This is a genomic window from Bradyrhizobium sp., assembly GCF_049519115.1.
Taxonomy (GTDB): Bacteria; Pseudomonadota; Alphaproteobacteria; order Rhizobiales; family Xanthobacteraceae; genus Bradyrhizobium.
On sequence record NZ_JBEKRB010000028.1, the window covers coordinates 35,519 to 48,185 of the forward strand.

Annotated in this window: 9 protein-coding genes; 5 read left to right on the forward strand and 4 right to left on the reverse strand. The window is 60.7% G+C overall.

The features are described 5' to 3' along the window. Nucleotides 1-42 precede the first annotated feature (42 nt). The 5 genes from ABSE61_RS20585 to ABSE61_RS20605 all read left to right on the forward strand — a co-directional run bounded on the left by ABSE61_RS20585 (nt 43) and on the right by ABSE61_RS20605 (nt 6,644). Complete coding sequence (locus ABSE61_RS20585; RefSeq protein WP_423872974.1) at nt 43-2,763, forward strand: bifunctional diguanylate cyclase/phosphodiesterase; 2,721 nt, start codon at nt 43-45, stop codon at nt 2,761-2,763. A 122-nt stretch (nt 2,764-2,885) separates the two neighbouring features. Then, on the forward strand, nt 2,886-3,551 hold the full coding sequence (locus tag ABSE61_RS20590; protein ID WP_423872975.1) for a chorismate--pyruvate lyase family protein: 666 nt from the start codon (nt 2,886-2,888) through the stop codon (nt 3,549-3,551). Nucleotides 3,552-3,663: 112 nt separating this feature from the next. Then, nucleotides 3,664-4,401 carry a response regulator gene (locus tag ABSE61_RS20595; protein WP_423872976.1) on the forward strand — a complete coding sequence of 246 codons (738 nt, stop codon included), beginning with the start codon at nt 3,664-3,666 and terminating at the stop codon, nt 4,399-4,401. Then, nucleotides 4,401-5,750, forward strand: a complete 1,350-nt coding sequence (locus ABSE61_RS20600) for an ATP-binding protein (protein WP_423872977.1) — start codon at nt 4,401-4,403, stop codon at nt 5,748-5,750. The genes ABSE61_RS20595 and ABSE61_RS20600 overlap by 1 nt, the downstream gene beginning before the upstream one ends. A 192-nt stretch (nt 5,751-5,942) precedes the next feature. Next, nucleotides 5,943-6,644, forward strand: coding sequence for a hypothetical protein (locus tag ABSE61_RS20605; protein ID WP_423872978.1), 702 nt, complete (start codon nt 5,943-5,945; stop codon nt 6,642-6,644). A gap of 102 nt (nt 6,645-6,746) precedes the next feature. On the opposite strand, the gene ABSE61_RS20610 is transcribed toward ABSE61_RS20605, so the two are convergent. The 4 genes from ABSE61_RS20610 to flhB form a co-directional block, all read right to left on the reverse strand. After that, the gene (locus ABSE61_RS20610) at nt 6,747-7,388 is read right to left on the reverse strand and encodes a lectin (protein WP_423873016.1); all 642 of its coding nucleotides are present in this window, start codon (nt 7,386-7,388) and stop codon (nt 6,747-6,749) included. Between the two features lie 219 nt (nt 7,389-7,607). Then, nucleotides 7,608-8,552, reverse strand: coding sequence for a Tim44 domain-containing protein (locus ABSE61_RS20615; RefSeq protein WP_423872979.1), 945 nt, complete (start codon nt 8,550-8,552; stop codon nt 7,608-7,610). A 170-nt stretch (nt 8,553-8,722) separates the two neighbouring features. After that, nucleotides 8,723-11,269: a cell cycle histidine kinase CckA gene (gene cckA / locus ABSE61_RS20620; protein ID WP_423872980.1), complete on the reverse strand. Its 2,547-nt coding sequence runs from the start codon at nt 11,267-11,269 to the stop codon at nt 8,723-8,725. Nucleotides 11,270-11,589: 320 nt separating this feature from the next. Then, nucleotides 11,590-12,663: a flagellar biosynthesis protein FlhB gene (gene flhB, locus ABSE61_RS20625; RefSeq protein WP_423872981.1), complete on the reverse strand. Its 1,074-nt coding sequence runs from the start codon at nt 12,661-12,663 to the stop codon at nt 11,590-11,592. Nucleotides 12,664-12,667 lie beyond the last annotated feature (4 nt).

Consider the following 12,667-nt stretch of genomic DNA (forward strand, 5'->3'; position numbering starts at 1 on the left):
CACCCGCGGCCTGTAATCAGGGTTTTCCGGGGGGAAGGGAAAATGCAGAAGACGCTTCAGAACGAAGACTTCGTCAAAACCCGCAAAGCGGCACCAGCCGGCTCCATCAGCGAATCGGCCGTTCGCCGCGATCCCGTTCGATGGCTTATTGCTTGCGGTATCCTGCTGATCGCGACGATCGCGATCGGAACCGCCGTCATGGTCGGTAATTTTCGTGAGCGCGGCCTAGAAAGTAGCGAGCGCGAGCTTGAAAATACCGTGCTTCTGCTCGCTCGCCACTTTGATCAGCGGCTTGGCGATTTAACGGTCATCCAGAACGACCTTGCCGCGCTCGCACGTTCGGCGACATTCGCCTCGCCCGAGCTTTTCAAGCGTCATATGTCGACGCACGAAACGCATTTGATGATGAAAGCCAAGGTCAGCGGTTCTTCCGACGTTTCGGCGGTAAACGTCTATGACGCCAGCGGCTCACTCATCAATTCATCGGAAACCTGGCCCGCACCCGCGATCAACATCGCCGATCGAGCCTATTTTGAAATTCTGAAATCGGGATCCGCCTCACCACCCTACCAGATCCAGCTGGTACGCAGCCGTTTTACTGGAGGGCTGGTAACGATTGTCGCCCGCAAAATGACAGGACCCAACGGCGAATTCCTGGGAGTTGCCACGCGAGGACTGGCTCCAGCGAAATTCGAGGATTTTTTCTCGTCTGTTACGTTGGGAACAGAAGCCGCGATTTCAATGTTCGATCAGGACGGGACGATGCTGGCGCGGTATCCCCATGTCGAAGAGCTGATCGGGCAGAAACTAAAGACAGCCTCCTTGTTTCGGACGATCATGTCCGGCACGGATCATAATACGTCGCGCATTACCAGTCCCGTGGACGGTCAGGAGCGATTGGTCTCGGTGCGCCGATTGAGCCGCTTCCCGATATCTGTGGTTGCGACAACGACCGTGGCGTCGGCACTTGCGGATTGGCGAAATCAAACCAAATTTCTGGTCGCATCTGCGATTTTGTCTGCGCTTGTGATCGCCGGTATTCTCTTTCTGATCGTCAAGCAGTTATCGCGGCAACATCAGACGTCACGAAAGCAATTGACGCTGGAAAAGCTGCGGCTTGATACCGCAGTCAACAACATGACGCAGGGTTTGACGTTATTCGACGAATCCGGCCGGCTCGACGTCTGCAATCAGCGCTACATCGAGATGTACGGGTTGTCTCCTGATATCGTGAAGCCCGGCTGCCATTTTCGCGATCTGATGGCGCATCGATTGGAAATCGGGTCGATGGAAGGCGAAGTCGATCAGGTGTGCTCCACGATCTTGCTGGACATGGCTCTCAATAAAACCATCATACGGTGGACCCCTGACGGCCGCTCGATTCAGATCACGTACCGGCAGGTGGAAGGCAGTGGCTGGGTCGCCACTCACGAGGACATAACCGATCGCAAGCAATCTGAAGATCGGGTCGCCTATCTGGCGCATTACGATGCACTGACCGGCCTGCCCAATCGCGCGCTGTTCCAGGATCGGCTCCAACAGGAACTCGGCAAGATTCAAGGCGGCGAACAAATCGCCCTGCTCTACATCGACATCGACGAATTCAAGAGCGTCAACGACTCATTGGGTCACCCGGTCGGCGATGAGCTCTTGAAAGGCGTCGCCTTGCGCTTGAGCAAGTGCATCCGCGAGACCGATCTGATCGCAAGGCTCGGCGGCGACGAATTTGCGATCGTTCAGACCGGCATTCAAAATCCGGCGGACGTGTCCGATCTTGTCTCCAGAATTCACGAAGCGATCCGCGATCCCTTCGAATGTCTCGGCCACCAACTCGTTACCGACGCCAGCATAGGCATCGCGATCGCGCCTGCCGACGCCAGCGAGTCCGACCGGCTGCTGATGAAGGCCGACCTGGCGCTGTATGGCGCCAAGGCCGACGGCCGCCGGACCTATCGGTTCTTCGAGCCGGGCATGGATGCCCGCGCCAAGGCGCGGCTCACCCTGCAGCGGGATCTGCGGCAGGCGATGACGGATGGCGGTTTCGAGCTGCATTACCAGCCGCTTGTCAATCTGGCTAGCGGCGAAGTGACGGGCTGCGAGGCGCTGTTACGCTGGCGCCATCCCGAGCGGGGCATGGTTTCGCCCGCCGAATTTATTCCGATCGCCGAGGACACCGGCCTGATCAGCCAGCTCGGAGAATGGGTACTCACGACGGCCTGTGCCGAGGCAGCTACCTGGCCGGATCACCTCAGGATCGCGGTCAATGTCTCGCCGATCCAGTTCAGGAGCCCTATTTTCGGGCTCAAGGTCGCTGCCGCGCTATCGGCGTCCGGCCTGGCGGCAAACCGGCTGGAACTCGAGATCACGGAGGCGGTCCTGATCCGCGACGACGAGGCGGCGCTGACCATATTGCACGAGCTTCGTGCGCTCGGCGTCCGTATCGCGCTCGACGATTTCGGCACCGGCTATTCTTCGTTGAGTTATCTGCAGCGCTTTCCCTTCGACAAGATCAAGATCGATCGCTGTTTTGTCAGCGATATCGCGGAAAACGATGGCTCATCGGCGATCGTGCGCGCCGTGGTGAACATCGCAGACGCACGCAACATGACCACGACCGCGGAAGGCGTCGAGACCGAACAGCAAAGACAGCTGCTCCATGTTCTGGGCTGCACCGAGATGCAGGGCTATCTGTTCAGCCGGCCGCGGCCTCTCGCGGAAATCAGAACGCTGCTTTCGCAGTCAAAACGTCTCGCGACAGCCTGATCTCTGATCATCGAGCGAGATGCGACCTTGTCCTCCGCCCTCGCGCGGATTGACGTAGGCTTGAACCAACTCTCCGGCAGACTGTGCTAAGAACCGCCACCTTGTGGAAAACTGGAAACGTGATGAAGTGGCAGAACTGGATATCTCTGACCATCGTTGCAATGATCTTGCCGTCCGCGGCCTTCGCCGATGAATGGCCCGGCAGTTTCCTCGCCCGTGTCGAGGCCACGGCGTTGATTGAGACGCTGAATGCCGAGTTGCTTTCGAACCCGAGCGCGACCCTGACGCTGGAGCGCTGGTGCGGCGCCCACCGGCTGGCGACGGAGGCAAAGGTTTCGGCGCATCTCGTGCGCGGCGAAGATCGGCAGATCGCGCCGGAGGACCGCCAGCGATTCGCTGTTAGCGCTGACGAGCCGGTACGTTACCGGCGCGTGCAATTGTTTTGCGGCGATAGACTGCTTTCCGAGGCCGACAATTGGTATGTGCCCAGCCGCCTCACGGCTGAGATGAACCGGCTGCTTGATGAAACCGACACCCCCTTCGGGCGCGCGGTGAAGGATCTTGAATTCCAGCGCCAGACGCTCAAGGTCACGCCGCTGTGGCGGCCGTTGCCCGAAGGATGGGAGCTGGAAGCGGCACAAAAGGACGGTACGGGCGCCCTGGCTGTGCCCGACCATGTGCTGGAGCATCGCGCCATTCTTTACACAAAGGCGCGGTTGCCGTTTTCGATCGTGGTCGAGACCTATACAAAGCATATGTTCGATTTTCCGCTGAACGCTGCGAAGTGATGGCCGCGACGCCGGATGAAGTATGGCGCGGCCGAATCGCGGGCGCGCTTCGAGAAACATTTCGAAACAACATTTTCTTTCAAAAAAGCGGCGAATCACGGCCCATGGCCTTATGGCAACTCAGAATATCCTGGTTGTGGAAGATGATCGGGAGACGCGGACCCTAATCGCGAGGTATTTGCGCGCCAACGGCTGTAATCCAATTGCGGTGGCCGATGGCCGCGAAATGGTGCGGATGATGGCCGTTTGCCGCGTCGATGTTCTCATTCTTGACCTGATGCTCCCGGGTGAAGGCGGCCTTAGTCTCTGCCGCAAGGTGAGAGCTGAATCCTCCTCACTTCCGATCATCATCCTCACCGCGCGCGGCGACGACGTCGACCGTATCGTTGGCCTCGATAACGGGGCGGATGATTACCTGCCAAAACCGTTCAATCCGCGCGAACTGTTGGCAAGGATAAACGCCATTATACGGCGGCAAGCTTTCGGCCACAGCGCTCGTTTGATCGACGACGCGACCGTACTTGCGTTTCTTGGCTGGCAAATCGACCTTCGTCAGCGCGAAGTGCGGAGCCCCAATGCCGCGAGCATCGCCATGACAGGTGCTGAATTCAACCTATTGCAGACTTTTTGCGAAAGAGCTGGACGGGTACTTTCCCGTGACGACTTGCTCGATCTGACCCAGAGCCGTGACGGAAGCGCTCTGGGGCGGAGCGTCGACGTCCTGGTAAGTCGCATCAGGCGGAAAATCGAAGCCGATCCACAAAATCCCTCGATCATCAAGACGGTGCGTGCCGGGGGATACATGTTTACGCCCAACGTCGAGGTTATCGCGCACTCAGCGAGCAACTGATGAGAGACGCGATCGCTTTTTTGAATCTAAAGCGGATCAGCGGTCAGATAACAGCACTGGTGCTCGCCTCCATCGTCACACTGCATTTGATTGTCACCACCGTCTTTCTGATCCACCAGCCAGATCCGCAATCGCGGCATGAGAATCCGTTTCTGCACAATCACGATCTGGCGGGTGTGGCCATGCATCTGCTTGGCGCAGCGACACCAGCCGAGCGAGCCGGTCTCATCGCCGTCTTCTCGCGGTCCGATCCTCAGCTGGAGATCGAGGCGCTGCCGCGCGGTTCCGTTCCGCCACCAGAAGATGCTCGCCGAAGCAAGCTGAGGGATCTGCCGCCCTGGTTCAGAGACGATGTCAGGATCTTTGCGATTGATCCCGATGGAGACAATCCCAGGATCGGTTTTACGTTGCCGGACGGGACCGCGGTCGCCATGCGGCTGAAATCGGACGGCCATCGGCCGCCGTTCTGGGCTGGCCCGTGGATGATGACGCTGTTTCTGGCGGCCATCAGCGTTGTCTTGCTGAGCCTGTGGGCTGCGCGCGCCTTGACGACGCCACTTTCGTCCTTTGCCGATGCTGCCGAAAATTTCAGCCTTAGCCGCACGCTGAGCTCGCTGCCGGAACGTGGCCCTGAAGAAGTCCGGCGCGCGGCACGCGCCCTCAACCGGATGCACGATCGCATCGCCGGTCTGATGGACGATCGCACCAAGATGCTCGCGGCGATCAGTCACGATTTGCGCACCCCGATTACGAGAATGCGGCTGCGTTCCGAATTCATAGATGATGAAGCGCAGCGCGATCGCATGTCGGCCGACCTCGATCAGATGCGATCGATGCTGGATTCGGTGCTCTCGTTCCTGCGCAACGACCGCAAACTGGAGGTCATGACGCTGGTCGACATCGCGACCGTGTTGCAGCTCATCGCCGACCAATTTACCGATATGGGTCACAGCGTCACTTATGTCGGTCCCGAACACGCCATGGCCATGGCGCGACCGGATGATATCCGCCGCAGCATCACCAATCTGGTGGAAAATGCGGTCAGGTTCGCAAACAGCACAACCGTTCGGCTGACTACGTCACAGGATCACGCGGTCATCGATGTCGACGACAACGGGCCCGGCATTGCCGAAACCCAGAAGGGCAAGGTGCTTGAGCCTTTCGTGCGAGGTGACGACGCCCGGAACATGGACGATGCCTCAGGCTTTGGCCTCGGACTGTCAATTGCGCGGGCCATCGCGCTTGCTCACGGCGGCACGCTGTCGCTCCATGACCTGGCGCCTCGGGGCTTGAGAGCCAGAGTGCAATTCCCGCTCAACGAAAGCATCCAGCTCCGAAAAGCCTCGTGAATTCGCGCTTCAGTCGGCCCGTATTCTTCAAAAACGAGCCACCTGACACGAAGGAGACATCCGGATTTTTGTTTCAATCTGGCAACAGGGAGAAACCTGAAACAACCGGAAATAAACCCGCCGCAGCCCGGTAAGATTGAGTTAATCGAGCCCGCCTAACCATCGTGGCATCTTATTTGGCGGGAGAATTCGATGTCATCGATTTCATCAATCGGCTCCAATCAGTACGCTTACACCAGTCCTCTTCAGCAGCTGGACTCAGAGCTTCAGTCCGAAGTGTCGGCCGGCACGATCAGTTCGTCCGATGAGTCCGCGCTGTCCTCGGCGCTCACAAGCATCAACGATTCGCTGACGTCCGGTCAGTCCTCGTCCAGTTCTTCCAGCTCCACGAGCAGCAGCGGAGATACCGGTCCCGGAGATATCAAGTCCAAGATCACAAGCCTTATCCAGGCTCAGGTCTCCAGCGGCGCCCTGACGAGTTCTCAGGCCACTGAATTGCAGAACCTGTTCACCAACACCTTTGCCAATGGCCCGGGCGGCGCCGGCGGTCAGGGTGGCCCCGGCGGTCCCGGTGGACCCGGGGGCGCCGGTGGACCACCGCCCGGCCCCCCTCCGGGCGGCGGTCCATCGGGGAGCGGCGGTTCATTGTCGTCGTCTTCGAACAGCCTGGCCTCAGAAATCGAGCAGTTGATCGACAGCAGCTCGTCGTCTTCAAGTTCGAGCGACTCGTCGTCGAGCAGCAGCTCGTCATCCGACAGCAGCAATTCGTTGAGCAACGTCCTGCAAGACTTCTTGAAATCGCTCCAGGATGCTCAATCCTCTTCGTACGGAGCCAATGGCGCCGCGACAGCGTCCAGTTCAAGCTTGTCGGCGCTGTTCAACTATCAGGCCTGATCTTCCAAAAATACGATCTTAGAAAAGATACCTGGCCGCTGAGGCGGCATGGCACAAAATCGCTCCTCCCTCTCCTACAAAGAGAGGGAGGAGAACCGCCGATCAGTTCGCGGCGAAACAGTACAGCAAGCCGTCGCCGCCGGTGCTCTTGAGATCGGCCTGCGAGCAGCCGCCATCCGGGCCGCGCGAGGGATGCGACGAGTTCCAGGATTTCGAGGCATCGTCGTCGCGCAGGCCGATGCGGTCGATATGGCCCATCATCGCCGCGCCTTGCGTCGAGCTCGTCCAGTTCTTGCAGGTACGGTCTTCACCCGCCGCAAACGCGGTGCCGTCGGCTTGCGAACCCGTCAGCGCGTCATGACGGTTCGGCGTATCGCCACGGCCGTTGATCACCTCGCCCTTTTCGCTGAGCGCGGTTTGCTTGTTCAGGTTATTCGACGCGCTGTGCAGATCGGCAACGTCCTTGGCGATCACGACGCCTTTCGAATTCTGCCACGGTCCCTTGCCGATGCGGTCGCGCGCATTGACTGCGGGCTTGCCGTCGGCGGCCTGCGTCGAGAGATAAGCGTGCCAGGTCTTGGCAGTCGCGCCTGCGGCGCTGGCAAGTGTCGCACACTGCTTGTCGGCACCTTCGATACCACCGAGGTCTGCGCCCTTGCCCGGACCAGCCGAGGTGACGAAGAACGTGGTATTGGCCGATTGGGCCTGCGCTGGCGCCGCTACCAGGCTCGCGAACAAAGCCATGGCCGAGACAACACCAAGACGCGAAATGTTTTTAGCGAGAACAGACATTGAAAATCCTCCCATTTGTTTTTTGATTCAACCGGCCTTTTTTCATCGATCGTCTGACGATAATGCAACCCTTTATGACCGACATTATTCCGTTTGCGCGACGCACAAATGAAAGGGCGCCGCGGTAAAACCGCAGCGCCCGCTCACGTCACAATTCTTCACACAAAGTAATCAGGTCTGCTGGATCGCCGACAATTCCCAGTTACTGCCGCGCGGGCGCAGGAAGGTCCAGACCTCGGTGACTTCCTCCGGCTGCCCGTTGCCCTTGACGACGCGGCCGCTGGCGCGGTCGAGCGTGGTATCGACCAGCGAGTAACGCATCGCGACGCTCGCATAGTCGGTCTCGCCCTCGCGCCAGGCCTCGGCGAGATCGCCTTGCAGAAGCCGCGTGCCGGCAACCTTGTTGACGACATTCTCCGCTTTGTTCTGATCGAGATCGCGGGTGAAATACGACACCATTTCCGGCGTCGCCAGCGTATGAAGCCGCGCGACGTCCTCGTTCGACCAGGCGTCCTGGACTTCGCCAAGCAGCCGCTCGAAGGCTTCGTAATCGGCGGGAAGAATCTGGACCGGCGCACTGCCCGATCCAAGTCCAAACCCGGTCCCCGAGCCCGACGTCGCCTGGGCACTAAGTGGCGAAGGCCCGCCGGCATAGGCAGTCTGCGTCACCTGACGGCGCTGCCACCACGACATTGCCAGCCGCACCAGGAACACGATCAACCCGATCTGCAGGATCAGCCCGATGATCGACGAAAATCCGCCGATGCCGCCGAACAATCCGCCGCCGAACAGCATGCCGAGAAGTCCGGCGCCGAGGAACCCCGCCGCCAATCCGCCGAACAGACCCATGCCCGGACGGTTGAAGAAACCGCCGCCGCCGGTGCCCAAACCGGGGCTGCCCGGTTGCGTAATGGTACGATTGAACGGCTGCGCGGTGCTGGGCGCCGTCGAGGTCGAAGGCGGCGCCGAGAACGTCCGCGCGCCGCGCGAGCCCGAGCTGACGCCGCCGCCGACCCGCGCATCAGCCGACGTGGCCGCAGTAACCAGCGGCAAGGCAAGCGACAAAACGACGGCAAAGGCCTGCATGAAGCCGAGAACACGTGGCCTGAAATTCATGACGATATTCCCTTGAAACCCGCGCTGCCATGGTCTTGATGCCCTGGGGACAGCGCCTCCCTTAGGTGGGCAGGGTCGCTCAAAAGGGAAGCCGCAGCGAGGGGGACAGGCTGCGGCCCTGCGTCGCGGGCCTGATCGTCACACCAGGTCATGGCAACGCGATATCAACCTTACTGCGGCGTCATGGTCTCCTTCACCGCGGCCACCAACTGGCTCAGCGTGAAGGGTTTCGGCAGGAAGGCAAATTGCTGGTTCTCCGGCAGGCTCTTCTCGAAGGCGTCTTCCGCATAACCTGAAACAAAGATGATCTTCAGGTCGGGGTTCTTGCCGCGCATGGTTTTGAGCAGCGTCGGCCCATCCATCTCCGGCATCACCACGTCCGAGACCACGAGATCGACCGCGCCCTCTTTTTCCTCCAGCGCTTCCAGCGCCTCGACGCCGTTGGAAGCCTCGATCACGCTGTAGCCACGCGAGCGCAGGCCACGCGCGTTGAGCGAACGCAGGCCCTCCTCGTCTTCGACCAACAGGATCGTGCCCTGCCCGGTCAGATCGGTGCGGGGCTTGGCCTCAGTGGACGCCTCCTTGGCCGCCACAGGATCGCTCGCGACTTCCTTCTCGGGATGATGCCGCGGCAGGAAGATGCGGAACGAGGTTCCCTTGCCGGGTTCGGAATCCACATAAATGAAACCGCCGGTCTGTTTGACGATGCCGTACACCGTCGAAAGCCCGAGGCCGGTGCCTTTGCCGACTTCCTTGGTCGAGAAAAACGGCTCGAAGATCTTGTCGACGATCTCGGCCGGAATGCCGGTGCCGGTGTCGGTGACATCGATCCTGACATATTCGGCCGCCGGCATCCCCTTATAGGCGAGCTGGGTAGCTTCGTCGGCCGTGACATTGGCCGTGCGTACCGAGAGCTTGCCGCCATCGGGCATCGCATCGCGCGCATTGACCGCGAGATTGACCACCACCTGTTCGAACTGCGAGACGTCGACCTTCACCGGCCACAGGTCGCGGCCGTGGACGAGGTCGAGCTTCACTTTTTCGCCGATCAGACGGCGCAGCAGCATGGTGAGGTCGGACAGCGCATCGCCAAGGTCGAGCACCTGCGGCCGCAGCGTCTGGCGGCGCGAGAACGCCAGCAGCTGGCGCACCAGTGTGGCCGCCCGCGTCGCGTTCTGCTTGATCTGCATGATGTCCTGGAACGACGGATCGGTTGGCTTGTGCGCGTTCAACAGGAAGTCGTTCGCCATCATGATCGCCGACAGCACGTTGTTGAAGTCGTGCGCGATGCCGCCGGCGAGCTGGCCGACCATGTCCATCTTCTGCGACTGGTTGATCTGGTTCTCCAGCGCCCGGCGCTCCGTCGTCTCCAGCATGTAGACGATCGCGGCTTCCGCCTCGCGTTCGTCCTCCTCGACCGAGGTGACGAAGAACTGCGCCCAGCGCTCCTTGGTGCCGTCGAGCATGACCTCGACCGGCGCGATATCGCCCTGCCCCTGCGCTGCCTGATTGATCGCCGCGACCAGAAGGTTGCGGTCGCGGGCGTTGACAGTGCTGAAAATCGATTTGCCGGCCGCACCGTCGGCGCCGAGGCCCTGTGACAGTTTGGCGAACCTGGCATTGGCGCGGACGACCGCACCTGACCGGTCGACGGTCGCAATCGCCATCGGTGTATGGTCGAAGAAGCGCATGAAGCGCACTTCGGCGGCCCGTTGCGGGTCGGCGCGCTCGTCGCGCGCGCGGCTGATGACGAGCGTCCGCGAGGCGCCGGGGACGCCATCGGCGCCGAAAGCAAGCTTGTGATAAAGCCGCGCCGGCATGGTCTTGCCGGTGCGCATGCGCAGATCGATATCGAAGACTTCGGTCGTCACCTCGCCCGGCACCGGCGTCACCGAGGTCAGGAGCGCGGCGCCATCGCCGGACACGATGTCGGTCAGTTTCAACCCGCCCGATCCGATCTCCGCCAGATCGTAGTCGAGCCAGTTGGCGAGCGTCGCATTGACATAGGCGACCTCGCCGGCGGGGTTGACCGAGAAGAAGCCGCACGGCGCATGATCGAGATATTCGATCGCGTGCTGCAACTCCTGGAACACGTCCTCCTGCCGCTCGCGGTCGCGGGTGATGTCGGCGATCGACCACACCGCATATTTCGCCTCACGTTTGCTCTGGCCGAGCGGACGGACCCGCATCCTGAGCCAGCGGCCGTGGTCGCCGTTGGTGCCGGCGAGACGGACTTCCTCCTGCTGGCGTTTGCCCTCGCGCGCCGCCTTGAGCAGCCGGAACACCGCTTCCGAGACGTCGGGATTGCCGATGAAAACCCGCTCCACCGGGCGGACATCTTGCGGGTTCACCGCGCCCGTGAGCGCCAGATAGGCCGAATTGGAATAAGCGACATGGCCGCTCGGGTCGGTCACGGCGATCCCGTCATAGGCGAGATCGGCGATGCGGCGGACCACCGGATCATCGATCGAACGGTCAACGAAGCGGATGATGCCGGCGGCAAAAGCGAAGAGATTGAACAGGCCGACCATGGCAAGCAGAGCCAACAGGCCCAGAATATAAGGCTGCGCCTGCGCCCGCCCGATGGTGGTGAGCGCGACCGCGACCGCAACGATGACGCCTGCGACCAGCAGCACCAGCAAAATGCTGCCGCCCCGCCGCACCGGCTCGTGGGCGGTGGCCGGTCGCGGGGCGTATGGGTCAGATTCGGCGGTCATGAGAAGGAGAATAGCCTGTCGACACGGGTAGGACGCACCATATGTACGCTAGTGTGGCTTTGGTTCAGAAGTCCGCATCATTTCTGACGCAAGTTCGTCATGCGGACTTCTGAACCAAAGTCACACTAGATCAATAGATTAGCTAGTGTCCTTTCGATTCCGAAGTTCGAAACGTGGCTCCGCAAAATGCGACGAACTTCGGAATCGGGACACTAGATTCGGCGTTTCTCCCCCTGAGTGCCCCAATCGCACCCGTTAGCGCAAGCCGCCGCCGGGGTAATTCGCAGTTCGACCCAGCCCCTACACAGGAACCGGCCACGTCACCGCCGGCCGGACAGGCCGCGCCGCAGACCCATCACGTAGCCGATGATTTCGGCCACCGCATGATAGTGTTCCACGGGTATCTCCTCGTCGATCTCCACATTGGCATAGAGCGCGCGCGCCAACGGCACGTTCTCGACGATCGGAATGTTATGCTCGCCTGCGATTTCCCTGATCTTGAGCGCGATCAGGTCGACGCCCTTGGCGACGCAGATCGGGGCCGGCATGCCGCGTTCGTAGGACAACGCCACCGAGTAGTGGGTCGGGTTGGTGATGATGACGGAGGCCTTGGGGACTGCGGCCATCATGCGCTTCTTCATGCGCTGCTGCCGCAACTGCCGGATTCGACCCTTGATGTGCGGATCGCCTTCGGACTGCTTGAATTCCTCCTTCATCTCCCGCAGCGACATCTTCTGTCGCTCGTACCATTGCCGGTACTGGAAGAAGTAATCCGCAATCGCGACCACCGCGAGCATCGCGACGACCGAGCCCATCAGATGCAACGTCAAACTGACCACCACGCCCAACAGCGCGGACGGATCGAACCGCAGCATCGACTCCAGACGATGCCGCTCCGGCCACAGGATCGCGGTCATGACCGCACCAAGTGCAATTAGCTTGAACAGGCCCTTGGCGAAATTCGCCAGCGCCTGCTTGCCGAAGACGCGCTTGGCGCCCTCCATCGGCGAAATCTTGGAGAATTTGGGCGTGAGCGATTCGGCCGACCACACCAGCCGGTGCTGCAACATGTTGCCGGCGATCGCCGCGATGATCAGCATCAGGATCGGCAGGCCGAGCGCGGCAAACAGCACATATTCCAGGTTCTGCATCAGCATCAGAAGACCCGGACCATCGACGCGGATCATCCAGGAATTGGCGATGATATTCTTCAGAGGCGTCTGGATGTCACCGATGGAACCGGAAAAGTTCGAAATAACAAGGGTTGCGCCTGCAATCATGAACCAGGTGTTGACTTCCTGGCTCTTGGCGACGTCGCCGCGCTCAAGCGCATCGTCGAGGCGTTTTTGGGTGGGGTCTTCTGAGCGTTCGCCGCCATCGTCCTCATCGGCCATGAAT